The organism is Jannaschia sp. M317 (genome assembly GCF_025141175.1).
GTDB lineage: Bacteria > Pseudomonadota > Alphaproteobacteria > Rhodobacterales > Rhodobacteraceae > Jannaschia.
The window spans coordinates 3,115,657-3,139,443 of record NZ_CP081155.1 but is presented as its reverse complement, the minus strand read 5'-3'; the positions used below and the strand labels follow the sequence as shown (position 1 = coordinate 3,139,443).

Below are 23,787 nucleotides of genomic sequence, written 5' to 3'. Positions count from 1 at the left end.
GTGAGAAGAGGACGCCGTGATGGTCAGACCCACCGATTCGAACCCGGTTCGATCTGAAGAGGCGACGCCTGGCCCCCTGATGCCGTCTGATGGCGCGGGATCAGATGACGCCCACTTCCCTTGGTGGCGCACGATTGTTTTGCGGTGTGTGGTCGGCGTGCTCGTTGTCCTGACCCTGGCCTTCGCCTTCATGTTCTGGCTGACCACCCGCACGGTCGACACGAAGCTGGGCAATCAGTTTCAGGCCGAAACCCTGCATGACGCGGACCGGATGAGCCATGATGTCACTGAAATCCTGATGGAGAGTGGCCTGCCCGGCATCCGCAGGGCGGCGGGGCAACTTCTGGAAGGGCGCGGCCAGCCGATCCTGGCTGCCCGCCTGATCCTGCCCGGGCAGGGCGTCGTCTGGGAGCAGGAGGCGGCAGGCGTGCCGCCTCAGTTCGACGGGATCACCATCCCGGATCCAGAGGTCGGGGAGCATGTCTTTGAGCATTCCGCAGGTCGCTTTGTCGCTGTCATTCCCCTGCAGATGGGACAGGTCGGGGTCGTCCAGGCGGTCTACGATGGGCAGCCGTTGAAAGCTGCGGCCGACCATTTTTACTGGAACATGTTGGCGACACAGGGGGTGACGCTGATTCTGGTCACCTTGGCCATCATGGCCAGTCTCCATCGCAATCTGACGCAGCCACTGGGCGTGGTCACCACGGCAATGCAGGCGATTGCCCGCGACCGGGTCGATGTGACGCTTCCGGTGCCAAAGGTCCGTGAGGTGGCGCAGATCAACAAGGCCCTGGCCGTGTTCCGGGACAATGTGACGGATCGTTTGGCCTACGCCGAACGCAGCGCCGAGGCCGAGGCCCGCAGCGCGGAGCTACAGCGGGAACGCCAGGAGACGGATGCACGGGACCGGGCCGCAGCCGAGGAGCGCGTGCGCGCGAACGAAGCCCGCGCAGAGGATCAGCGGCGCCTGCGTGACGCCCTCGACGACGACCTGCAGAGCATTCTGGGGGCCGCGACCGAGGGGGATTTCGGCGTGCGGATGCCGCTGGATGATACGCCGGAGGAGCAGCATTCTGTCCGGCAGCTTCTCAATCGCCTGCTGGATGAGCTGGAGCGTGGAATCGAAGATGTCGTCTCGGTGATGTCCGGGCTGGCGGACGGGCGGTTGCATGTCCGCATGGAAGGCGATCGGACCGGGGCCTTCGGTGACCTGCAAGGGGCCACAAACCGGGCCGCATCGCGGATCCAGGAAACCTTCGAAGACCTGTTCAGGCATTCTTCCGAAGTTCTCGACGAGACCAGTGACCTGTCAGCCTCGGCCGAAGAGCTGTCCAAGAGAACGGAGCGGACTGCCGGATCCCTGGCGGAGACGACGGGCGCGCTGGAGCAGATCACCGGGTCCATCGCGGCCACCGCCGAGCTGGCGCAGGGCGCGCGTGGCTTCACCGAATCCGCCCGCGAAGATGCCCGTCAAAGCGACTTGGTCGTTCAAGAGGCAATCGAGAGCATGCGGGAAATCCAGGCGGCCTCGACAGAGATTTCGCGAACGCTCGGCGTCATCAACGATATCGCGTTCCAGACCAATCTGCTGGCATTGAACGCGGGGGTAGAGGCGGCGCGCGCGGGCGAGGCGGGGCGCGGTTTTGCCGTCGTCGCATCCGAAGTGCGCGCCCTCGCGCAGCGTGCCTCGGACGCAGCCCGCCAGATCGGAGAGCTGATCACGACCAGCTCCGATCAGATCAACCTCGGCGTTCAGCGGGTGGCCCGCACGGGGGATACGCTGGTGACCTTGGGGGAGCGGATCGACCGGATCGGCGATCAAGTGGCGGAAATATCGCTTGCCGCGGACGATCAGTCGGCCTCCGTGGCGGAAATCAACCGCGCCATGGGCGAGATCGACACGGCCACCCAACAGAACACCGCGATGTTCGAAGAGATGTCGACGGCCAACCTGTCGCTGAAAGGGGCGGCGTCCAAGATGCTGTCGCTGATCGAGCACTTCGAACGCTATGAGGCGGTGGCCCGCTCGGCCCGAGAGGACCGGGGCATGGCCGGGGACGCGCCTGCAGCCGAATACGGTGTGGTTGCAGCCAATGCCGAAGAGGTTCGGAAATGGGACCTGGCGATTGGGTCCTGACCGGCGACCCTGAAAGGGGGCGGTGCTGACCTGCTGATCCAATGACCCAATGCCACTGCGCCTTGCGCTTTGCGGTCTTCGCGCCTATCTACCGCGCTCGACACGACATGAGGATGCGCCCGTGGCCACCACCAACCCCGTTCAATTCGTGCAGCAGACGCGTGCGGAAATCTCCAAGATCTCCTGGCCGACGCGACGCGAAGTCACGCTGACCACCGTCATGGTGTTTCTGTTGGCGATCATCGCGGCGATCTTTTTCTTCTTTGTCGATTTCATTATCCGCACAGGTCTGACGACCGTGCTGGAATACTTCTAGGAACCGGCGCGTTCTGATCGGTTCCGGGACTTGTCACCGACGGGCCCCGGCGCTAGACGAACGCGGACTTCAATTGAAACGGCGTGCATTGATTCGGGATGCGCGCTGTTTGACGTTTCGGGCGCTGCCCGGAGCCGACAGGTAAAGACAAAGGCGGACGAGGCAGATGGCGAAGCGGTGGTATTCGGTCAGTGTGCTGTCCAACTTCGAAAAGCGCGTGGCGGAGCAGATCCGTACCGCTGTCGAAGAGCAGGGACTTGAGGCGCAGATCGAAGAGGTCCTGGTCCCCACCGAAGAGGTGCTGGAAGTGCGCCGCGGCAAGAAGGTGACCTCCGAGCGTCGCTTCATGCCCGGCTACGTCCTGGTCCGGATGGAGATGTCGGACGAAGGCTACCACCTGGTGAACTCGATCAACCGCGTCACCGGCTTTCTGGGCCCTCAGGGTCGCCCGATGCCGATGCGTGACGCAGAGGTGAACCAGATCCTCAACCGTGTTCAGGAAGGCGAGGAAGCTCCGCGCAGCCTGATCACCTTCGAGATCGGCGAAGATGTCAACGTGACCGATGGGCCGTTCGAAGGGTTCGCAGGTCAGGTCGAGGAAGTCGACGACGAGGCCCAGAGCCTCAAGGTCAGCGTCTCGATCTTTGGTCGCTCCACCCCGGTGGAATTGAAATTCATGCAGGTCTCCAAGACCGCGTGATCGCGCAGGGGGCCTGGCCCCGTGCATCGGACGTGGGAGGCTTTGGCCGAACCACGGCAACCGCGCCCCCCGGGGTGCACATGTAGGGCGGAGACCTCTCCGCCGCCGTAAAGGAGACAGCCATGGCGAAGAAACTCGTCGGCAAGATGAAGCTGCAGATCCCTGCAGGCAAGGCCAACCCGAGCCCGCCCGTCGGTCCGGCGCTGGGTCAGCGCGGGATCAACATCATGGAATTCTGCAAGGCGTTCAACGCCAAGACGCAGGACATGGAAGTTGGCGCGCCGTGCCCGACCGTGATTTCCTACTATCAGGACAAGTCCTTCACGATGGATATCAAGACGCCGCCCGCGTCTTACTATCTGAAGAAGGCCGCTGGCCTGAAGCCCGTGGGCAAGCGTAACCGCCCGCGCGGTGCCGAGAACCCGGGTCGTGAGACCGTGGCCTCCGTGACCGTCAAGCAGGTGCGTGAGATCGCCGAAGCGAAGATGAAGGACCTGTCGGCCAACGACGTCGAGCAGGCCATGAAGATCATCGTGGGCTCGGCGAGCTCCATGGGCATCGAGGTGAAGTGATGGCAAAACTCGGTAAGCGCACAAAAGCCGCCCGCGAAGCTTTCGCCGGCAAGGAAGACGTGTCCATCGACGAGGCCGTGAGCCTGGTCAAGGATAACGCCAAGACGAAGTTCGACGAGACCGTCGAGATCGCCATGAACCTGGGTGTAGACCCGCGTCACGCAGACCAGATGGTCCGTGGCGTCGTGTCCCTGCCCAACGGCACCGGCAAGACCGTTCGCGTCGCCGTGTTCGCCCGTGGCCCCAAGGCCGAAGAGGCGCAGGCCGCCGGAGCCGACATCGTCGGTGCCGAGGACCTGATGGAGACGGTTCAGTCGGGCAAGATCGACTTTGATCGCTGCATCGCCACGCCCGACATGATGCCGATCGTCGGTCGTCTGGGTAAGGTCCTGGGCCCCCGGAACCTGATGCCGAACCCCAAGGTCGGCACGGTGACCATGGATGTGGCCCAGGCCGTCAAGGACGCCAAGGGTGGCCAGGTCCAGTTCAAGGCCGAAAAGAACGGCGTCGTCCACGCGGGCGTCGGCAAGGTGTCGTTCGACGCCGCGAAGATCAAGGAGAACATCCTGGCCTTCGTCGATGCCGTGTCCAAGGCCAAGCCGTCGGGTGCCAAGGGATCTTACATGAAGAAGATCTCTGTCAGCTCCACGATGGGCCCTGGCGTTTCGGTGTCTGTCGACAGCGCAACGGGCAACGACCCCCAGGCCTGAGCCTGCAAGAATTCCGGCCCCTTCGGGGGTCGGATCAGCAGGGCGGCAACGCCCTGTTCTGTCCGAGACGGAGGGTAGGGGGAAACCCCGGAAATCCTTCCTGAGATGGGACCCGCAAAGATTTCCGACCCTTCTGGTCGGGCGATCTGGCCGGGGACCTTCATTGGACCCTGAGAGGGACGGGGCGACCCGTTCCAATAGAGCCGGGGGGCAACCCCCATACTTGGAGAAAAACTGTGGATAGAGCCCAGAAAGAGAAATTGGTCGACGAACTCGGCCAGATCTTCGAAAGCTCTGGCGTCGTGGTGGTTAGCCGCTACGAGGGCATGACAGTTGCCGAAATGCAGGACCTCCGCTCGCGCATGCGCGAAGCGGGCGGATCTGTGCGCGTTGCCAAGAACAAGCTCGCCAAGATCGCCCTTGAGGGGAAGGCTGCCAGCAGCATTTCCGAATACCTCACGGGCATGACCGTACTCGCCTATTCCGAGGACCCTGTCGCTGCGGCAAAGGTCATCGATGCATATGCCAAGGACAACTCCAAGCTGGAGATCCTGGGCGGTGCAATGGGGGAGAACGCTCTGGACGTCGCCGGTGTGAAAGCCGTCGCTCAGATGCCGTCCCGCGAGGAGCTTATTGCCTCCATCGTTGGCTGCATCGGGGCGCCTGCCTCGAACATCGCCGGTGCCATTGGCGCGCCTGCTTCGAACATCGCCAGCATTCTCTCGACCATCGAAGAGAAGGCTGCTTGAAGCACCTGAAGTCATCCCTCGTCGTGGCCTTGAAAGGCACGACACCGGAACACATCTTAACGAACTGGAAATGAACAATGGCTGATCTGAAAGCACTCGCCGAAAGCATCGTCAACCTGACCCTGCTGGAAGCCCAAGAACTGAAAACCATCCTCAAGGACGAGTATGGCATCGAGCCCGCCGCTGGCGGCGCGGTCATGATGGCCGGTCCGGCCGACGGCGCGGGTGCCGCTGCCGAAGAGCAGACCGAATTCGACGTCATCCTGAAGTCGGCCGGCGCCTCCAAGATCAACGTGATCAAGGAAGTCCGCGGCATCACCGGTCTGGGCCTGAAAGAAGCCAAGGACCTGGTCGAAGCCGGCGGCAAAGCCGTCAAGGAAGGCGTCGACAAAGCCGAAGCCGAAGAAATCAAAGGCAAGCTGGAAGCAGCTGGCGCCGAAGTCGAACTGAAGTAATTCTGTCCATCCTGCGGGATGGGTTCGAGAACGACAGGGTGGGTCCGGGAAACCGGTCCCACCCGCTCCTGTCTCGAAAAGCTGCCAGCAGGGCGGTTTTTCCGGTCAGGAGGATGGGACGAGGGGGCATCTGTGGGAAGATGCGCCAGATGGTTCCGCCTCAACGACCTCTTCGCAAGCCGCGCTTTCCCGGTGCCCGACGGGAAAGACGGCGCGAAACATGATAAAAGGCGAGCACCACATGGCTCAGACGCAAGCGTCCTCCAAACGTATCCGTCGCTACTACGGCAAAATCCGCGAAGTGCTGGAGATGCCGAACCTCATCGAAGTTCAGAAGTCGTCTTACGACCTGTTCCTGCGCTCGGGCGATGACGCCCAGCCGATGGACGGCGAAGGCCTGATGGGCACGTTCCAATCGGTCTTTCCGATCAAGGACTTCAACGAGACGGCCATCCTCGAGTTCGTGAAATACGAACTGGAAGAGCCGAAGTACGACGTCGAGGAATGCCAGCAGCGCGATATGACCTACGCCGCGCCGCTGAAGGTGACGCTGCGTCTGATCGTGTTCGATATCGATGATGATACCTCGGCCAAGTCGGTCAAGGACATCAAGGAACAGGACGTCTTCATGGGCGACATGCCCCTGATGACGCCCAACGGCACCTTCATCGTCAACGGCACCGAGCGGGTCATCGTTTCCCAGATGCACCGGTCGCCGGGCGTGTTCTTCGATCATGACAAGGGTAAGACGCACAGCTCGGGCAAGCTGCTGTTCGCCTGCCGCATCATTCCCTATCGCGGCTCCTGGCTGGACTTCGAATTCGACGCCAAGGACCTGGTGTTCTGCCGCATCGACCGTCGCCGGAAACTGCCGGTGACGACGCTGCTCTATGCTCTGGGCCTGGACCAGGAAGGCATCATGGATGCCTATTATGACACCGTCACCTATTCGCACCGCAGGGGCGAAGGCTGGGCGACCAAGTTCTTCCCGGAGCGGTTCTCGGGCACCCGCCCGGCCATGGACGTGATCGATGCCGCCACCGGCGAAGTCGTGATCGAAGCCGGCAAGAAGGTCACTCCGCGCCAGGTCAAGAAGCTGCGCGAAGAAGCCAACGTCGAAGAAATCCTGGTGCCCTTCGACGGCATCATCGGCAAGTTCGCGGCCCGCGATATCATCAACGAAGAAACCGGCGCGATCTACGCAGAGGCCGGTGATGAACTGACCTGGGAGCTGGACAAGGCCGGCGAAGTGTCGGGCGGTATCCTCAAGGAGCTGCTGGACGCGGGCGTCGAAGAGATCCCGGTTCTCGACATCGATAACGTCACCGTCGGCCCGTACATGCGCAACACCATGGCCGCCGACAAGAACATCGGTCGCGAAGGCGCGCTGATGGACATCTACCGCGTCATGCGCCCGGGCGAGCCGCCCACCGTCGACGCCGCCCAGACCCTGTTCGACCAGCTGTTCCGCGACAGCGAACGCTATGACCTGTCCGCCGTGGGCCGGGTCAAGATGAACATGCGCCTGGATCTGGACGCCGAAGACACCGTGCGCACCCTGCGCGACGCCGACATCATGGCCTGCATCAAGGCCCTGGTCGAGCTGCGTGACGGCCGTGGCGACATCGACGACATCGACCACCTGGGCAACCGTCGCGTGCGCTCCGTAGGCGAGCTGATGGAAAACCAGTATCGCGTCGGCCTGCTGCGGATGGAGCGTGCCATCAAGGAGCGTATGTCCTCGGTCGAGATCGACACGGTCATGCCCCAGGACCTGATCAACGCGAAACCGGCGGCGGCTGCTGTCCGCGAATTCTTCGGCTCTTCGCAGCTGTCGCAGTTCATGGACCAGACCAACCCGCTGTCCGAAGTGACGCACAAGCGTCGCCTCTCGGCGCTTGGACCGGGCGGTCTGACCCGCGAACGTGCCGGCTTCGAGGTGCGCGACGTGCACCCGACGCACTACGGCCGCATGTGCCCGATCGAGACGCCGGAAGGCCCGAACATCGGTCTGATCAACTCGCTGGCCACCTTTGCCCGCGTGAACAAGTACGGCTTCATCGAGACGCCGTATCGCCGCGTCGTGGACGGCAAGGTGACGGACGAAGTCCAGTACATGTCCGCCACCGAAGAGATGCGGCACACCGTGGCTCAGGCCAACGCCAAGTTGACCGACGAGCTGTCGTTCGAGAACGAGCTGGTCTCGACCCGTCAGGCGGGCGACTACATGCTGCAAAGCCGCGACAACGTCGATCTGATCGACGTCTCGCCCAAGCAGTTGGTCTCGGTCGCCGCGGCCCTGATCCCGTTCCTTGAAAACGACGACGCCAACCGCGCTCTCATGGGATCGAACATGCAGCGTCAGGCGGTTCCGCTGCTGCAGGCCGACGCCCCCTTCGTGGGCACCGGCATGGAAGCAGTCGTGGCCCGCGATTCCGGTGCGTCCATCATGGCCAAGCGTGGCGGCGTCATCGACCAGGTCGATGCGCAGCGTATCGTTGTGCGTGCCACCGAGGATCTGGCCCTGGGTGACGCGGGTGTGGACATCTACCGTCTGCGCAAGTTCCAGCGGTCCAACCAGAACACCTGCATCAACCAGCGCCCGCTGGTGAAGGTGGGCGACAGCGTCCGCAAGGGCGAGGTTCTGGCCGACGGCCCGTCGACGGATATGGGGGAACTGGCGCTCGGCAAGAACGTCGTCGTCGCCTTCATGCCGTGGAACGGCTACAACTACGAGGACTCGATCCTGATCTCCGAGCGGATTTCCCGTGACGACGTCTTCACCTCGATCCACATCGAGGAATTCGAAGTCGCCGCGCGTGACACGAAGCTCGGGCCGGAAGAGATCACCCGCGACATCCCGAACGTCGGCGAAGAAGCCCTGCGCAACCTCGACGAAGCAGGCATCGTCTATATCGGTGCCGACGTGGAGCCGGGCGACATCCTGGTGGGCAAGATCACCCCCAAGGGCGAAAGCCCGATGACGCCGGAAGAGAAGCTTCTGCGCGCCATCTTCGGTGAAAAGGCGTCTGACGTGCGCGACACCTCGCTGCGCGTGAAGCCGGGCGACTACGGCACCGTTGTCGAAGTTCGTGTCTTCAACCGCCACGGCGTCGAAAAGGACGAGCGCGCGCTTCAGATCGAGCGTGAGCAGGTGGAACGCCTGGCGCGCGACCGCGATGACGAACGCGAAATCCTGGACCGCAACATCTATGCGCGTCTCAAGGGCATGATCGACGGCAAGACCGCCGTGAAAGGCCCCAAGGGGATCCGTCCGAACACGGTCGTCACCGACGACGTGCTGTCGCAGCTGTCCTTCGGTCAGTGGTGGCAGCTCGCGCTAGAGGGCGAAGAGGACGCGCAGCAGGTCGAGGCGCTCAACGAGCAGTACGAGATCCAGAAGCGCGCCCTGGAGGCCCGGTTCGAGGACAAGGTCGAAAAGGTGCGCCGCGGCGACGACCTGCCGCCGGGCGTGATGAAGATGGTCAAGGTCTTCATCGCGGTGAAGCGCAAGCTTCAGCCGGGCGACAAGATGGCCGGCCGTCACGGCAACAAGGGCGTCATCTCCAAGGTGGTCCCGATGGAGGACATGCCGTTCCTGGCAGATGGCACCCCCGTCGACTTCGTTCTGAACCCGCTGGGCGTGCCGTCGCGCATGAACGTCGGTCAGATCCTGGAGACGCACATGGGCTGGGCCGCGCGCGGCATGGGCATTCAGATCGATGATGCATTGGACGAATATCGCCGCTCGGGCGACATGACCCCGGTGCGTGACGCGATGAAGATCGCCTACGGCGAGCAGGCCTACGAGGAATGGCTCGAAGAGATGACCGAGGATGGCTTCCTGGAGGCCGCGTCCAACGTCACCAAAGGCGTGCCGATCTCGACCCCGGTGTTCGACGGTGCCAAGGAAGAGGACGTCAACGACGCCTTGACCCGTGCCGGTTTCGATACCTCGGGCCAGTCGGACCTGTTCGATGGCCGCACGGGCGAGCAATTCGCGCGCAAGGTCACGGTCGGCGTCAAGTACCTGCTGAAGCTGCATCACTTGGTGGACGACAAGATCCACGCCCGTTCCACGGGTCCGTACTCCCTCGTCACACAGCAGCCGCTGGGTGGTAAGGCGCAGTTCGGTGGTCAGCGCTTCGGTGAGATGGAGGTTTGGGCACTCGAAGCCTACGGTGCTGCCTACACCTTGCAGGAAATGCTGACGGTCAAGTCGGATGACGTCGCGGGCCGGACCAAGGTCTACGAGAGCATCGTCAAGGGCGAGGACAACTTCGAAGCGGGCGTCCCCGAGAGCTTCAACGTTCTCGTGAAAGAAGTCCGCGGCCTCGGCCTGAACATGGAACTCCTGGATGCGGAGGAAGACAGCGAGTGACGGTCACCCGGACCATCGCTCGTCAGGTGGGCATCGCCATGCCCACCGCCTCCCTTCGCGCCCCTTTTCAAAAGGTTACCAAATGAACCAGGAACTGACGAACAACCCGTTCAATCCGATCGCCCCGCAAAAGGTGTTCGACGAAATCAAGGTCTCTCTGGCCTCGCCCGAGCGGATCCTCTCGTGGTCCTACGGTGAGATCAAGAAGCCCGAGACCATCAACTACCGCACGTTCAAGCCCGAGCGTGACGGCCTGTTCTGCGCGCGCATCTTCGGTCCGATCAAGGACTACGAATGCCTGTGCGGCAAATACAAGCGCATGAAGTATCGCGGCGTCGTCTGCGAGAAATGCGGCGTCGAAGTCACGCTGCAAAAGGTCCGCCGCGAGCGGATGGGCCACATCGAACTGGCCTCGCCCGTGGCCCACATCTGGTTCCTCAAGTCGCTGCCGTCGCGCATCGGCCTGATGCTGGACATGACGCTGCGCGATCTGGAACGCATTCTCTACTTCGAGAACTACGTCGTGATCGAACCGGGTCTGACCGACCTCACTTACGGACAGCTGATGTCCGAAGAGGAGTTCATGGATGCCCAGGACGCCTATGGTGCCGACGCGTTCCAGGCCAACATCGGCGCGGAAGCCATCCGCGAGATGCTGGCCGCCATCGACCTGGAGCAGGAAGCCGCAACGCTGCGCGAGGACCTCAAAGAGGCCACTGGCGAGCTGAAGCCCAAGAAGATCATCAAGCGCCTGAAGATCGTCGAATCCTTCATCGAATCCGGTAACCGCCCGGAATGGATGATCCTGACGGTCATTCCGGTCATCCCGCCAGAGCTGCGCCCGCTGGTGCCGCTGGACGGTGGCCGCTTTGCGACGTCTGACCTGAACGACCTCTATCGCCGGGTTATCAACCGGAACAACCGCCTCAAGCGGCTGATCGAGCTGCGCGCGCCCGACATCATCGTCCGCAACGAAAAGCGGATGCTGCAGGAATCCGTCGATGCGCTGTTCGACAATGGCCGTCGTGGTCGCGTCATCACGGGTGCCAACAAGCGTCCGCTGAAATCGCTGTCGGACATGCTCAAGGGCAAGCAGGGCCGCTTCCGCCAGAACCTTCTGGGCAAGCGCGTCGACTTCTCGGGCCGCTCCGTCATCGTGACGGGGCCGGAGCTGAAGCTGCATCAGTGCGGCCTGCCGAAGAAGATGGCGCTCGAACTGTTCAAGCCGTTCATCTACTCGCGTCTTGAAGCCAAGGGCCTGTCGTCCACCGTCAAGCAGGCCAAGAAGCTGGTCGAGAAGGAGCGCCCCGAGGTTTGGGACATCCTGGACGAGGTCATCCGGGAGCACCCGGTCCTTCTGAACCGCGCGCCCACGCTGCACCGTCTGGGCATTCAGGCGTTCGAACCTGTCCTGATCGAAGGCAAGGCTATTCAGCTGCACCCGCTGGTCTGTTCGGCGTTCAACGCCGACTTCGACGGTGACCAGATGGCCGTTCACGTGCCCCTCTCGCTGGAAGCCCAGCTTGAGGCGCGCGTCCTGATGATGTCGACGAACAACGTTCTGTCGCCCGCCAACGGCGCACCGATCATCGTGCCGTCGCAGGACATGATCCTGGGCCTCTACTACGTGTCCATGGAACGCTCCGGCATGAAGGGCGAGGGCATGACCTTCGCCTCCATCGACGAAGTGACCCATGCGCTGGAGGCCGGTGAAGTTCACCTGCACACCAAGATCAAGGCGCGCATCACCGAGATCGACGAAATGGGCGAGGAAGTGTTCCGCGTCTACGAGACGACTCCGGGCCGCGTGCGCCTCGGTTCCATGCTGCCGAAGAACGCCAAGGCGCCCTTTGAGCTGGTGAACCGCCTGCTGCGCAAGAAAGAGGTGCAGCAGGTCATCGACACCGTCTACCGCTACTGCGGTCAGAAGGAATCGGTCATCTTCTGCGACCAGATCATGACGTTGGGCTTCCGCGAAGCGTTCAAGGCCGGCATTTCGTTCGGCAAGGACGACATGGTCGTGCCCGATACCAAGTGGCCGATCGTCAATGCGACGCGCGACCAGGTGAAGGACTTTGAACAGCAGTACATGGACGGCCTGATCACTCAGGGCGAAAAGTACAACAAGGTCGTGGATGCCTGGTCGAAGTGTAACGACAAGGTCACCGACGCCATGATGACCACGATCAGCCAGGCTGGCGTGGACGAGAACGGTGCCGAGAACGAGCCGAACTCGGTCTACATGATGGCCCACTCCGGTGCCCGTGGTTCTGTCACGCAGATGAAGCAGTTGGGCGGCATGCGCGGCCTGATGGCGCGTCCGAACGGCGACATCATCGAAACGCCCGTGATCTCGAACTTCAAGGAAGGTCTGACCGTTCTTGAATACTTCAACTCGACCCACGGCGCACGTAAGGGCCTGTCCGATACCGCGCTCAAGACGGCGAACTCGGGCTATCTGACCCGTCGTCTGGTGGACGTGGCGCAGGACTGCATTGTCCGTCTGGACGACTGCGGCACCGAAAAGGCGATCACGGCCTCTGCCGCGGTCAACGACGGTGAAGTCGTCGCTTCGCTGGCCGAGCGTATCCTGGGCCGGGTATCCGCCGATGACGTCTATGTGCCTGGCACCGAAGACATCGTCTGCAAGGCCGGTGAGCTGATCGACGAACGCAAGTCCGACGCCATCGAGGCGGCGGGCGTGTCGACCATGCGCATCCGCTCGCCCCTGACCTGTGAGGCCGAGGAAGGCGTCTGCGCCACCTGCTACGGTCGCGACCTGGCGCGCGGCACCAAGGTGAACCTGGGCGAGGCCGTCGGCATCATCGCGGCCCAGTCCATCGGTGAGCCGGGCACGCAGCTGACGATGCGGACGTTCCACATCGGCGGCGTGGCCCAGGGTGGTCAGCAGTCCTTCATGGAGGCGTCTGCCGCCGGTAAGATCGCGTTCCGCAACGCCAACACCCTGACCAACGAGGCCGGTGGCATCGTCGTGATGGGCCGCAACATGACCCTGGTCATCGAAGACGCCGCCGGCGAAGAGCTGTCGTCCCACAAGCTGGGCTACGGCACGACCCTGCACGTCACCGAAGGTCAGGACGTGGCGCGCGGCGACAAGCTGTTCGAATGGGACCCTTTCACCCTGCCGATCATCGCCGAAGCCGACGGCAAGGCGAAGTTCGTCGACCTCTACGCGGGCATTTCCGTCCGGGACGAGACCGACGACGCGACCGGCATGACCCAGAAGATCGTCTCCGACTGGCGCTCCGCCCCCAAGGGCAACGAGTTGAAGCCGGAAGTGATCCTTGTGGGCGAAGACGGCGAACCCGTCCGCAACGAGGCCGGCAATCCGCTGACCTACACGATGTCGGTGGACGCCATCCTCTCGGTCGAAGACGGCCAGACGATGAAGGCCGGCGACGTGGTTGCGCGGATCCCGCGTGAGGGCACCAAGACCAAGGACATCACCGGTGGTCTGCCCCGTGTGGCCGAATTGTTCGAAGCGCGCCGTCCCAAGGACCACGCGATCATCTGCGAACAGGACGGCTATGTGAAGTTCGGCAAGGACTACAAGAACAAGCGCCGGATCACCGTTGTCCCCGCCGACGACAGCCTGGAGCCGATCGACTACATGGTGCCCAAGGGCAAACACATCCCGGTGGGTGAGGGCGACTTCATCCAGCGTGGTGACAACATCATGGATGGCAACCCGGCCCCGCACGACATCCTGCGGATCCTGGGCATCGAGGCGCTTGCCGACTACCTGATCGACGAAGTGCAGGACGTCTACCGACTGCAGGGCGTGAAGATCAACGACAAGCACATCGAGGTCATCGTGCGTCAGATGCTCCAGAAGTGGGAGATTCTGGACTCGGGCGAGACCACGCTTCTCAAGGGCGAGAACGTCGACAAGGCAGAGCTGATGGAGGCCAACGAAAAGGCCGAGAAACGCGGCGATCGTCCGGCCACCGCCGAGCCGATCCTGCTGGGCATCACCAAGGCGTCCCTGCAGACCCGCTCCTTCATCTCCGCCGCCTCCTTCCAGGAGACGACGCGCGTGCTGACCGAGGCTTCGGTTCAGGGCAAGAAGGACAAGCTGGTCGGCCTCAAAGAGAACGTCATCGTGGGTCGTCTGATCCCGGCGGGCACCGGTGGTGCCACCCAGGAGATGCGCGCCATCGCCACCAAGCGCGACAGCGTCGTCATCGAAGCCGCCCGTCTGGAGGCCGAGAAGGCCGCTGCACTGGCCGCGCCGGAGCCGACCCAATCTGCTGACGACGTCTTCGGCAGCGCACCGGTAGCCGAGGGATCTTCTTCCGAAGATTGATCCCGAACCGATCCTCAAAAGGCCCCGTCGGAGCGATCCGGCGGGGCCTTTTGCCTTTTGATGCGCCGCTCTAAGCTATCCGCCGGGGGGACGAAAAATGGGTCTGGTGACAGGTGGGTGCCAATGCGGGGCCGTGCGGATCACCGCGACGGGGGCACCCGACCGTGTCGGGCTGTGCCATTGTCTCGATTGCCGCAAACACCACGGCGCGCCGTTCTTCGCGGCGGCCGTCTTCCGGGGCAGCGCCGTCGCGATCACCGGCAAGACCCGCGCCCACGACGGACGCCACGTCTGCGCCACCTGCGGAAGCTCGGTCTTCGCCGTCTCGGGCACCGAGGTGGATCTGCATCTGGGTGCCCTGGATGCACCGGATCAATTCGCGCCAACCTATGAACTCTGGACGATCCGCCGCGAAAGCTGGCTGCGCCCGGTGCCCGGCGCGACCCAGTTCGACCGGAACCGCTAGTCCTGTACCTTCAGGATGCGCGCATGCCTGCGCATCTCTGCCCGGACCTGTCCAAAGGTGGTCAGGCCCTTCGCCTCCAGAACCGGCAGCATCGCGACAAAGGCTTCTGCTGTGGCCATGGCATCGCCCAGGGCCGTGTGCCGTACCTCCTCCGGCAGGATGATCCCCAACCTGTCGCAGATCGCATCCAGCGTATGATCCGCCGCACCGCCGAACACGATGGCCGACAGGTGCACCGTGTCCAGAACCGGGTTGTCGAACCGCATCCCGGTCTTGACGGCGTGCAGGAACGCCATGTCGAACGGGGCGTTGTGGGCCACGATCACCGCCCCCTTTGCAAAGGCATGGAACGCCGCCCGCGCCGTCGGAAACGACAGCGCCCCGGCCACCATCGCGTCGTCGATCCCATGCACGCGCGTCGCGGCGGCGGGGATCGGGCGTTTCGGGTCCACCAATGTCTCGAACGTCTCGGACCGGATGATCCGCCCGTTGACCACGCGCACCGCGCCCAGCTGCACGACGGCGTCGGCCTGTGGGTTCAGGCCGGTCGTCTCGCTGTCAAAGACGACGAAGGACAACTCGCGCAGCGGCGTCTCTTCGGGGTCGCCGGGCCGAACCCGATCCATCAGGTCGAAATCGTAGACAATGGGCCGCGCCGCGCCCGCGTCCAACGGCTCCAACATGACGACATAGCCGTCGCCGTCGAACACCCGCAGGTGTCCCGCATAGGTCCCCCCGGACCGCCCCCGGATCGTTACCGGCACCCGGGCAGATGTTCCGACCGACGTCAGCGCCGCGCGCAGGTCGGCTTCGTCCAGATAGTCGAAGACCGACCCATCCAGACGCACCGGCCCCTCCTGCGCCATCAGGGCTGCTGCTTGCCCGTCATAAAGCGCGATCTGGTGGTCCTGCGTCGCGACGATCACCGCCACCGGGATGTCCGACAGGATGCGCAACAGTTGCGCGCGCTGCCGCTCCAACCCCTCGGTCCGGGCGGCAACCACGGCCCCGGTTGCGGTATCGGCCGCGTCGAGCCTGTCGCGCAGCGCGCGCGCCGCCGGGCCCAGATCGCCCAGATAGCGCGCCGCGCCGTCGTCCAGCGCAGGCCCGCCCGCGGCCCCCAGCCGAAAGACGGCGGCCAGACGGTCCACCGCCTTGGACACGTGTTCATCGAACAGCCGCCAGACAAAAACGCTCAGCGCGAGCAACCCGAACCCCGCCACGATCCCTGCCGTGACATAGCCCGACACGATCCCCCCCGATTGCCGATACCCCAGCCAGAGCGCGCCCAGCACCACGGCCCAGCCGCCAAACGCCATCAGCGCGAAGAACAGGAATACCCGCAACCGCAGGTTCAGGCGGCCCATGTCACGCCTCGGCGCAGGCAGTGGTCAGAACCGGGTCGTCCGCCGCAACCGATAACCAGGCCGCCCCGGTGACCGCCCCGTCGGCGGCAAAATCCACCCCGTCGGCGATATCCGCCCACCGCAGCCCGGCGCAGTCGAACAGCATCGGCACCTTGGCTGTCCGCGCCCACCGGCCGTAGAACACCAGGTCCATGATCCGTTGATCGGGCTGTCCGTCATGGGTCCGCAGGCTGGCACGGTCGACCGCGACAAATCGGCTGACGTAGGGCCAGACCAGGGTCCAGGGACGCAGGGGCGACGGTGCCTCGATGGTTTCGGCCACCACCAGGCCCGCAGGCATCGTGGCCGAGGTGCGCGCGAACCAGCCGTATTCCATCGATACCGTCGCAATCAGCATCGCGCCCCCCGCCGAGGCGGGGATCAGCCATTTCGGCAAGCGTCCCTTCAGGGTCCGGGTGATGGCCCAGACGATCAGGGCCACGGCGGCCCCGGCGACGATCACGCCGATCAATTCAAAGAACATCGGGTTCCTCCTCCCATTGGTTCGTCATGGCTTACCCAAGTATACCACGCCCCTGCATCAGCGCCGCTTGCATGGTCTTGATCACGACAAAGGCGTTGCGCAGGTGGCTGCGCTCAAAATCCGACAGCCGGGCAGGGGGCAGAAAGTTGTCGGGTGCCTGCCCGTCACGGATCTGGTCCGCCTGATGCCGCAGGCGGGTGTCCGCCACCAGGTCGTAGGCATCCAGCAGGTCGCGCCCGCCCCCCGGACTGACGATCCCTGCCGTCAGCGCGCCGTCCAACCGGGCGCGGGTGTTCACCGCCTCCAGCTTGCCCTGCAGGGCATACATCCGGCCCAGGTCCACGACGGGGACAACACCGGAATGCTTCATGTCGATGGTGTCGCGGTGGTCGCCCGACCGGATGGTGGCAAAGCCGCGCAGCAGGCCCAAGGGCGTGCCATGCGTCAACGCGTTGGACGCCATATGCGCGGTAAAGATCGAATTGCCCGCCGCCTGCGCCAAGGTGTCCTTCTGCAACCCGTCCCACAGGGTCGCATCCCCGCCGATGGGGCGCAGGTCGAACATGACCGAGGCCAGCATCTGCGCCTCTTTCGAGGGGTTGGCGATCCAATGGGCGAAATAGTCGCGCCAGACCGACACCGGCTGACACCAACGCGGGTTCGTGGCCATCATGTCGCCGGGGCAATAGACGTAGCCACAGGCGTTCAGCCCGTCGCAGACAAAGGTCGCCAGTTGCGCGAAATAGCGCAGCGCGCGTTCATCCAGCCCATCCTCCAGAATCAGCACGTTGTCCTGGTCCGACACGCCGGTCTGTTCCTGCCGCCCCTGGCTGCCGCAGGCCGCCCAGAGATAGCGCGCGGGCGGCGGGCCCAGCGTCTCCTGCGCCAGGCTCAGCAGGCGGCGGGTCACCACGTCGGCCACATCGGTCACGGCGCGGGTGACGCTGTCGTGGCGATGTCCCGCCCCGACCAGTTGCGCCAGCATCTGCGGAATGCGCGCGCAGGCGGCGGCCAGCGCGGGCACGTCCGCCGCCCGCGCCGCTTCGCCCACCAACCCCGCAGAGGTCGCGGATTGAAACGCGGTCAGGTCGGTCTGCGTGACGATGCCCAGCAGCGCGCCACCCGATACGACGGGCAGATGACCCAGCCGATGCTCCGCCATCAGGTGCAGCACGTCGGACCCGGTCGCCTCGGGCGGCAGGGTGCGCGGATCGGGCGTCATGATCCGCGCGATCGGCGTGTCCCCCGGCAGACGCTCGGCCAGGGCCTTGCCCACAAGGTCGCGCAGGGTCACGAGGCCGGCCAAACGCCCCCCCTCCAGAACGCACAGGCAGGAAATGTGGTGGTCCCGCATCCGGCGGGCCGCGTCGCAAACCGACGTCTCGGGCGTGCAGGTCACGGGGTTTGCAGCCATCAGGCTGGTGGCCCGCACCTCCGACAGGCTGCTGGGCCGGGTCTGCGCCGCGCCGCGACTGCGGTCGAAAAAACGGCGGAAGGCGGGCTGCGCCTGGCGCAGCGAATGAAACAGATCGGTGGGCAGGATCAGCAGGGTGCTGTCCCCCACCGCCTCGGCAGAGGTCACGGCCCGCCCTTCGGCCAGCAGCCCCCGCTCGCCCAGGGAATTCCCCGGCGACAGCAGCGACAGCACCGCGCCCCTAGCATCGCGTACCCGCACCTGGCCGGTGGCGATCACATACAGACCGTCCAGGATGGCGCCGTGCTCATAGACCGGGCCCCCGGCGGCCACACGTACCACGCGGGCACGGGCGACAATGTCGCGGCGCACCGCGTCGGACAGGGCGTCGTAGGGATGCAGGCGCGACAGGAAGGCAAGCGCATCGACGGTCATGGCGGACCCTCCTTCGGGGAAAAAGATGGCCCCACCCCCAGGGAAAGGGCAGGGCCAGGTGAAGCGGACCGAGAGGGGAGAGACCCCCGGTCCGCCCGAGGGATCAGTGGTCGACCGCGGCACCGGCCCCGGCGGGGACGCGGACGCTTTCGACAAGGTCCTTGATCTCCTGCGGGGTGTCCGCCGTCGACAACGACACCGCGTAGGCCACGGCGAAGTTGATCAAGGCACCCACCGCACCGATGGCCGTCGACTGGATGCCGAACAGGCTGCCGTCGACCGTGTCAGGGAAGGAGTTGGTGCCAGCGACGAAGAACCATCCCTTGTGCAGGAAGATGTAGATCAGCGTGAACAGCAGACCCGACAGCATGCCGGACACCGCGCCCACGTTGTTCACCCGCTTGGAGAAGATCCCCATCATCAGCGCCGGGAAGATCGACGCCGCCGCCAGACCAAAGGCCAGCGCCACGGTCTGCGCCGCGAACCCAGGGGGGTTGAGGCCCAGGAACGTCGCCACCGCGATGGCGACCGCCATGGCAATCCGGGCCGACATCAACTCTGACTTCTCGGACATGTTGGGCGTCAACTGACCCTTGAGCAGGTCGTGGGACACCGCCGACGAGATTGCCAGCAACAGGCCCGCCGCCGTGGACAGGGCCGCCGCCAGGCCACCCGCCGCCACCAGACCGATGACCCAACCCGGCAGGTTGGCGATCTCGGGGTTGGCCAGCACCAGGATGTCGCGGTTGAAGTTGGTCAGCTCATTGCCGGTCCAACCGTTCGCCGCGGCCTTCTCGGCCATCGCGTCGGACGCATCGTTGTAGTACTGGATGCGGCCGTCGCCGTTCTTGTCTTCCCAGTCCAGCAGACCGGTCTTCTGCCAGGTCAGCATCCAGTTGTATTCGGGCGCGGTTTCGATGGTTTCGACCGAAACGGCCTGACCATCTGTCCCACCCGGCCACATCAGATCGGTGATGTTCAGCCGCGCCATGGCGCCGACAGCCGGGGCCGTCAGGTAGAGCAGCGCGATGAACACCAGCGCCCAGCCAGCCGACCAGCGGGCGTCCGACACCTTCGGCACGGTGAAGAAGCGCATGATGACATGGGGCAGACCCGCCGTGCCGATCATCAGAGACAGCGTGAACAGAACCATGTTCAGGTTGTCCTTGTGCGCCTCGGTGTAGCTGGCAAAGCCCAGGTCGGTGACGATCTGGTCAAGCTTAGTCAGCAGATAGACCGACCCTTCGCCGCCCGATGCCTCGACCGACCCGAACAGGCCCAGCGCCGGGATCGGCGTGCCCGTCAGTTGCAGCGAGATGAAGACCGCCGGGATCGTGTAGGCCATGATCAGCACGACATATTGCGCCACCTGCGTATAGGTCACGCCCTTCATGCCGCCGAACACCGCATAGGCGAACACCACGCAGGCGCCGATCAGCAACCCGGAGGTGTTGGAGATTTCCAGGAACCGGCCAAAAGCGACACCGACGCCGGTCATCTGACCGATGACATAGGTGGTCGATGCGACGATCAGGCAGATCACCGCCACCAGACGCGCGGTCGGGGAATAGAACCGGTCGCCGATGAATTCCGACACCGTGAACTTGCCGAACTTGCGCAGGTAGGGGGCCAGCAAAAGCGCCAGCAGGACGTAGCCGCCGGTCCAGCCCATCAGGAAGCTGGAGTTATCGTAGCCGGTAAAGGCGATCAGACCCGCCATCGAAATGAAGGACGCAGCCGACATCCAGTCCGCCGCCGTGGCCATGCCATTGGTGACGGGATGAACGCCGCGCCCGGCCGCATAGAACTCGGAGGTGGAGCCCGCGCGCGCCCAGATGGCGATCCCGATATAGAGCGCGAAGGACGCGCCCACGAACAAAAGGTTCAGGGTAAACTGGTCCATGATCAGTCCTCCTCGACGCCGTATTCACGGTCCAGCTTGTTCATCCGCCAGGCGTAGAAAAAGATCAGACCCAGAAAGACCAGGATCGAGCCTTGTTGCGCGAACCAGAATCCCAGGTCCGTGCCCCCGACCGAAATGCCCTTGAGCAACGGGCGCAGCAGGATGCCGAATCCGAATGAGCAAAGCGCCCAGATGACCAGTGACCAGGTGATGACGCGGATGTTCGCGGCCCAGTATCCGGCCCCGTCCCCCGCGGCACCCGCCGGTTTGGTTGTTGTCCCTTGTTCCGCCATTTTTGACGTTCCTCCGTTGTTATGTGGTCGTTCGCGGTGCCCTTGCGGGCGTCAGGCCGTCTGTGCCGCCACGATTTCGGCCAGCGCCTCGGCGATGGCGTCGATCTCGCCCATCGCATCGACCCGGCGCAGGGCCCCGGTCGCGGCGTAGTGTTCGATCAGGGGGGCGGTCTGGGCGTGGTAGGCCTCTAGCCGCGACATCACGGTCGCGGCGTTGTCATCGGCACGGCGCAGCATCTCGGTCCCGCCGCAATGGTCGCAGGTCTCGGCGACCTTCGGGGCCTTGAACGCCTCGTGATAGCCTTCGCCACAACCCGCGCAGGTGAACCGCCCGGCGATGCGCTGCACCATCCGCGCGTCGTCGACATCCAGCGATATCGCAGCGTCGATTTCCTGACCGCGCGCCGCCAGCATGGCGTCCAGCGCCTCGGCCTGGGCCGTGGTGCGTGGGAATCCGTCCAGCACCACGCCACCGGCGCAATCGGGCTGCTCCAGCCGCTCCAGCAGAATCGCCAGGACGATGCGGTCCGTGACCAGCCCGCCGGAGTCCATGATCGGTTTGGCCAGCTGTCCCGCCTCGGTGCCGTCGGCCACGGCCTTGCGCAGCAGGTCGCCGGTCGACAGCTGGATCAACCCGAACCGCGTCTCCAACATCCGGGCCTGGGTGCCCTTGCCGGCCCCCGGCGGGCCAAGCAGGATGATGACGGGGGCCTTGGCGGCGCTGACGAAGCCGTCCATCACGCCACCTCCCGGTTCATGCGGTTCTCGATCAGGTCATCGACCACGGACGGATCGGCCAGGGTCGAGGTGTCGCCCAAGGCCCCGAAATCGTCCTCGGCGATCTTGCGCAGGATGCGGCGCATGATCTTGCCCGACCGCGTCTTGGGCAGGCCCGGGGCCCATTGGATCAGGTCCGGCTTGGCGATGGGGCCGATCTCCTTGCGGACCCAGTCCGACAGCTCCTTGCGCAGGTCCTCCGACGGTTCCTCGCCCCCCATCAGGGTGACATAGGCATAGATGCCCTGACCCTTGACCGCGTGCGGATAGCCGACGACCGCCGCCTCGGCGACCTTGGCATGGGCGACCAGCGCGCTTTCAACCTCGGCGGTGCCCATGCGGTGGCCCGAGACGTTGATGACATCGTCGACCCGCCCGGTGATCCAATAGTCGCCATCCGCATCCCGGCGGCAGCCGTCACCGGTGAAGTAATATCCCTTGTAGTCGCTGAAATACGTCTTCTCGAACCGCTCGTGATCGCCCCATATCGTGCGCATCTGGCCGGGCCAGCTGTCGGCCAGGACCAGAACGCCCTCCGCCTCGGTCGTGGTGATTTCCGCGCCTGTTGTTGCGTCCAGCACCTTGGGCACGACGCCAAAGAACGGCTGCTGCGCCGAGCCGGGCTTCAGCTCCGTGGCAAAGGGCAGGGGGGTCAGCAGGTGGCCGCCGGTCTCAGTCTGCCACCAGGTGTCGACGATCGGACAACGCCCGCCGCCCACAACGTCGTTGTACCAGTTCCAGGCTTCGGGGTTGATCGGCTCGCCCACCGTGCCCAGCACCCGCAGGGACGACAGGTCATGGGCCTTCACCGGCCCGTCGCCCTTGGCCATCAAGGCGCGGATCGCGGTGGGGGCGGTATAGAACTGCGCCACGCCGTATTTCTCGCAGACCTGCCAGAACCGGCCCGCGTCCGGGTAGGTCGGCACACCCTCGAACATCACCGTGGTCGCGCCGTTGGCCAGCGGCCCATAGACGATATAGCTGTGCCCCGTGACCCAGCCGACGTCTGCGGTGCACCAGAACACCTCGCCCTCGTGGTAGTCGAAGACCAGCTCATGGGTCATCGCCGCGTAGGTCAGATACCCGCCCGAGGTATGCACAACGCCCTTGGGCTGACCGGTCGACCCGGAGGTATACAGGATGAACAGCGGATCTTCGGCCCCCATCGGTTCGGGGTCGCAAACGGGCGCGGCCTCGGCGGCCAGGGCGGTATAGTCGCGGTCGCGCCCGGTCCAGGTCGTCTGCCCGCCGGTGCGCTTGACGACCAGGCACACCACGTCCTCGTCGCAATGCAGCAGGGCCGCATCGGCGTTAGACTTCAACGCGGTCTTGCGCCCGCCGCGCGGGGCCTCGTCGGCGGTGATGACGACCTTGGCCTCGGACCCGTTGATCCGCGCCGCCAGTGCATCGGGTGAAAACCCGGCGAAAACGATGGAATGGATCGCCCCGATCCGCGCGCAGGCCAACATCGCATAGGCGGCCTCCGGGATCATCGGCAGATACAGAACCACCCGGTCGCCTTTGCCCACGCCCAACCCCTTCAGGACGTTCGCCATCCGGCAGGTGTTCGCGTGCAGCTCCCGGTAGGTGATGTGCAGCGCTTCGTCCGTCGGCTCATCCGGTTCCCAGATGATCGCCGTCTGATCGCCCCGCGTGTCCAGGTGCCGGTCGATGCAATTGGCCGAGACGTTCAGAACCCCATCCTCGAACCATTTGATCGACACGTTGCCCGGCGCAAAGCTGACATCCTTGACCTTGGTGTAGGGCGTCATCCAGTCCAGCCGCTGGCCCGCCGCGCCCCAGAATGCCTCCGGATCGGCGATCGAGGCGGCATAGCGGTCGGCGTATTGCGCCGCCGTCACGTGGGGGGTGGGGGGTTCGGTCTTACGGGGTGTGTCGATCATGTCCTGGTCAGCCTCCCAACTGCGCTTTGCGCTGGCGGGCCGGCCTTGGCACCGATTGCCAAGGGGTCCGCCGCTGTAAAGAGGCTTACCGTGGCGTCAGTAAAGGCGTCAGCAGGCTACTGTTTAGGCAACAAATTTTTGAAAAGAAATTCACAGGTAGGGCGTTTCGTTGTAAACGAACGCCGGTTCAATACCCAGAACCCGCAGGTTTCCATAGGCTTGCGCTGTCAACGCGATGCTGCACCGCCGCAATGTTAGCGCCCAAGGTCGGCAAGCAGGTCGCGAACCTTGTGAAAGCGGTCCGTTTCCGGCCGGGGCCGTCACACCCCCGGCGACCGCCAGGCGCGCCATCTGACCC

17 protein-coding genes are annotated in these 23,787 nt (G+C 64.4%); 10 read left to right on the top strand and 7 right to left on the bottom strand.

Annotation, left to right across the window (positions count from 1 at the left end; all coding sequences use genetic code 11):
* Positions 1 to 19 precede the first annotated feature (19 nt).
* From K3551_RS15995 to K3551_RS15950, 10 genes are all read left to right on the top strand, one after another.
* Positions 20 to 2,137: a methyl-accepting chemotaxis protein gene (locus tag K3551_RS15995; RefSeq protein WP_259915544.1), complete on the top strand. Its 2,118-nt coding sequence runs from the start codon at positions 20 to 22 to the stop codon at positions 2,135 to 2,137.
* Positions 2,138 to 2,258: 121 nt separating this feature from the next.
* The gene (gene secE, locus K3551_RS15990; RefSeq protein ID WP_259915542.1) at positions 2,259 to 2,453 is read left to right on the top strand and encodes a preprotein translocase subunit SecE; all 195 of its coding nucleotides are present in this window, start codon (positions 2,259 to 2,261) and stop codon (positions 2,451 to 2,453) included.
* A gap of 166 nt (positions 2,454 to 2,619) precedes the next feature.
* A complete protein-coding gene (nusG, locus tag K3551_RS15985; protein ID WP_259915541.1) occupies positions 2,620 to 3,153 on the top strand; it encodes a transcription termination/antitermination protein NusG in 534 nt (177 codons plus the stop codon).
* A 122-nt stretch (positions 3,154 to 3,275) separates the two neighbouring features.
* On the top strand, positions 3,276 to 3,725 hold the full coding sequence (gene rplK / locus K3551_RS15980) for a 50S ribosomal protein L11 (RefSeq protein ID WP_259915539.1): 450 nt from the start codon (positions 3,276 to 3,278) through the stop codon (positions 3,723 to 3,725).
* Positions 3,725 to 4,435, top strand: coding sequence for a 50S ribosomal protein L1 (rplA, locus tag K3551_RS15975; RefSeq protein WP_259915537.1), 711 nt, complete (start codon positions 3,725 to 3,727; stop codon positions 4,433 to 4,435). The genes rplK and rplA overlap by 1 nt, the downstream gene beginning before the upstream one ends.
* A gap of 236 nt (positions 4,436 to 4,671) precedes the next feature.
* Positions 4,672 to 5,184 carry a 50S ribosomal protein L10 gene (gene rplJ / locus K3551_RS15970; protein ID WP_259915535.1) on the top strand — a complete coding sequence of 171 codons (513 nt, stop codon included), beginning with the start codon at positions 4,672 to 4,674 and terminating at the stop codon, positions 5,182 to 5,184.
* A 77-nt stretch (positions 5,185 to 5,261) separates the two neighbouring features.
* Positions 5,262 to 5,639 carry a 50S ribosomal protein L7/L12 gene (gene rplL, locus K3551_RS15965; protein WP_259915534.1) on the top strand — a complete coding sequence of 126 codons (378 nt, stop codon included), beginning with the start codon at positions 5,262 to 5,264 and terminating at the stop codon, positions 5,637 to 5,639.
* Positions 5,640 to 5,880: 241 nt separating this feature from the next.
* The gene (gene rpoB / locus K3551_RS15960; RefSeq protein WP_259915532.1) at positions 5,881 to 10,020 is read left to right on the top strand and encodes a DNA-directed RNA polymerase subunit beta; all 4,140 of its coding nucleotides are present in this window, start codon (positions 5,881 to 5,883) and stop codon (positions 10,018 to 10,020) included.
* Between the two features lie 82 nt (positions 10,021 to 10,102).
* Positions 10,103 to 14,347, top strand: coding sequence for a DNA-directed RNA polymerase subunit beta' (gene rpoC, locus K3551_RS15955; RefSeq protein ID WP_259915531.1), 4,245 nt, complete (start codon positions 10,103 to 10,105; stop codon positions 14,345 to 14,347).
* Positions 14,348 to 14,444: 97 nt separating this feature from the next.
* A complete protein-coding gene (locus K3551_RS15950; RefSeq protein ID WP_259915528.1) occupies positions 14,445 to 14,813 on the top strand; it encodes a GFA family protein in 369 nt (122 codons plus the stop codon).
* On the opposite strand, the gene K3551_RS15945 is transcribed toward K3551_RS15950, so the two are convergent.
* The 7 genes from K3551_RS15945 to acs form a co-directional block, all read right to left on the bottom strand.
* Positions 14,810 to 16,180 carry a 3'-5' exonuclease gene (locus tag K3551_RS15945; RefSeq protein WP_259915526.1) on the bottom strand — a complete coding sequence of 457 codons (1,371 nt, stop codon included), beginning with the start codon at positions 16,178 to 16,180 and terminating at the stop codon, positions 14,810 to 14,812. The genes K3551_RS15950 and K3551_RS15945 overlap by 4 nt on opposite strands.
* A gap of 1 nt (position 16,181) precedes the next feature.
* On the bottom strand, positions 16,182 to 16,703 hold the full coding sequence (locus K3551_RS15940; protein ID WP_259915517.1) for a hypothetical protein: 522 nt from the start codon (positions 16,701 to 16,703) through the stop codon (positions 16,182 to 16,184).
* Positions 16,704 to 16,734: 31 nt separating this feature from the next.
* Positions 16,735 to 18,552, bottom strand: a complete 1,818-nt coding sequence (locus K3551_RS15935) for a DUF294 nucleotidyltransferase-like domain-containing protein (protein ID WP_259915516.1) — start codon at positions 18,550 to 18,552, stop codon at positions 16,735 to 16,737.
* Between the two features lie 103 nt (positions 18,553 to 18,655).
* Positions 18,656 to 20,455, bottom strand: a complete 1,800-nt coding sequence (locus tag K3551_RS15930; protein WP_259915515.1) for a sodium:solute symporter family protein — start codon at positions 20,453 to 20,455, stop codon at positions 18,656 to 18,658.
* A gap of 2 nt (positions 20,456 to 20,457) precedes the next feature.
* Complete coding sequence (locus tag K3551_RS15925) at positions 20,458 to 20,748, bottom strand: DUF4212 domain-containing protein (protein WP_259915513.1); 291 nt, start codon at positions 20,746 to 20,748, stop codon at positions 20,458 to 20,460.
* Positions 20,749 to 20,799: 51 nt separating this feature from the next.
* Positions 20,800 to 21,486 carry an adenylate kinase gene (locus K3551_RS15920; protein ID WP_259915507.1) on the bottom strand — a complete coding sequence of 229 codons (687 nt, stop codon included), beginning with the start codon at positions 21,484 to 21,486 and terminating at the stop codon, positions 20,800 to 20,802.
* A complete protein-coding gene (gene acs, locus K3551_RS15915) occupies positions 21,486 to 23,429 on the bottom strand; it encodes an acetate--CoA ligase (RefSeq protein WP_259915505.1) in 1,944 nt (647 codons plus the stop codon). The genes K3551_RS15920 and acs overlap by 1 nt, the downstream gene beginning before the upstream one ends.
* Positions 23,430 to 23,787: the final 358 nt, after the last annotated feature.

Excerpts from the sequence above, each read along its gene's own strand:
- K3551_RS15995 (WP_259915544.1), top strand. The coding sequence starts at position 20 with ATGGTCAGACCCACCGATTCGAACCCGGTTCGATCTGAAGAGGCGACG.
- nusG (WP_259915541.1), top strand. The coding sequence starts at position 2,620 with ATGGCGAAGCGGTGGTATTCGGTCAGTGTGCTGTCCAACTTCGAAAAG.
- rplK (WP_259915539.1), top strand. The coding sequence starts at position 3,276 with ATGGCGAAGAAACTCGTCGGCAAGATGAAGCTGCAGATCCCTGCAGGC.
- rplA (WP_259915537.1), top strand. The coding sequence starts at position 3,725 with ATGGCAAAACTCGGTAAGCGCACAAAAGCCGCCCGCGAAGCTTTCGCC.
- rplL (WP_259915534.1), top strand. The coding sequence starts at position 5,262 with ATGGCTGATCTGAAAGCACTCGCCGAAAGCATCGTCAACCTGACCCTG.
- rpoB (WP_259915532.1), top strand. The coding sequence starts at position 5,881 with ATGGCTCAGACGCAAGCGTCCTCCAAACGTATCCGTCGCTACTACGGC.
- rpoC (WP_259915531.1), top strand. The coding sequence starts at position 10,103 with ATGAACCAGGAACTGACGAACAACCCGTTCAATCCGATCGCCCCGCAA.
- K3551_RS15950 (WP_259915528.1), top strand. The coding sequence starts at position 14,445 with ATGGGTCTGGTGACAGGTGGGTGCCAATGCGGGGCCGTGCGGATCACC.
- K3551_RS15945 (WP_259915526.1), bottom strand. The coding sequence starts at position 16,180 with ATGGGCCGCCTGAACCTGCGGTTGCGGGTATTCCTGTTCTTCGCGCTG.
- K3551_RS15940 (WP_259915517.1), bottom strand. The coding sequence starts at position 16,703 with ATGTTCTTTGAATTGATCGGCGTGATCGTCGCCGGGGCCGCCGTGGCC.
- K3551_RS15935 (WP_259915516.1), bottom strand. The coding sequence starts at position 18,552 with ATGACCGTCGATGCGCTTGCCTTCCTGTCGCGCCTGCATCCCTACGAC.
- K3551_RS15930 (WP_259915515.1), bottom strand. The coding sequence starts at position 20,455 with ATGGACCAGTTTACCCTGAACCTTTTGTTCGTGGGCGCGTCCTTCGCG.
- K3551_RS15925 (WP_259915513.1), bottom strand. The coding sequence starts at position 20,748 with ATGGCGGAACAAGGGACAACAACCAAACCGGCGGGTGCCGCGGGGGAC.
- K3551_RS15920 (WP_259915507.1), bottom strand. The coding sequence starts at position 21,486 with ATGGACGGCTTCGTCAGCGCCGCCAAGGCCCCCGTCATCATCCTGCTT.
- acs (WP_259915505.1), bottom strand. The coding sequence starts at position 23,429 with ATGATCGACACACCCCGTAAGACCGAACCCCCCACCCCCCACGTGACG.